Genomic DNA, 414 nt, shown 5'->3' with positions numbered 1-414 from the left:
GGATGGCGACGCCGTCGAGCTTGCCGTTGAGTTCGGGCAGCACCAGGCCGACGGCCTTGGCGGCGCCGGTGGAGGTGGGGATCATGCTCATCGCCGCGGCGCGGGCGCGGTAGAGATCCTTGTGCATTGTGTCGAGCGTGGGCTGGTCGCCGGTATAGCTGTGGATCGTGGTCATGAAGCCGCGATTGATGCCGATGGCGTCGTTGAGCGCCTTGGCGACGGGGCTGAGGCAGTTGGTGGTGCAGGAGGCGTTGGAGACGACGGTGTCGCCGGCGGTCAGGCTCTCATGGTTGACGCCGTAGACGATGGTCTTGTCGGCGCCGGCGCCGGGGGCGGAGATCAGCACGCGCCTGGAGCCGTTTTCCAGGTGCATGGCGGCCTTGTCGCGGTCGGTGAAGATGCCGGTGCATTCCA

General features: G+C 67.1%; 1 pseudogene. It reads right to left on the bottom strand.

The annotated features are described in order from the left end of the window. Positions 1-414: pseudogene (locus Ga0609869_RS18325) on the bottom strand (erythrose-4-phosphate dehydrogenase); the annotation flags it as partial.

This window comes from Rhodovulum iodosum (assembly GCF_041020385.1).
Lineage (GTDB): Bacteria > Pseudomonadota > Alphaproteobacteria > Rhodobacterales > Rhodobacteraceae > Rhodovulum > Rhodovulum iodosum.
Note: the sequence above shows the minus strand (reverse complement) of the source record. Positions and strands in the feature narration are given on the sequence as shown.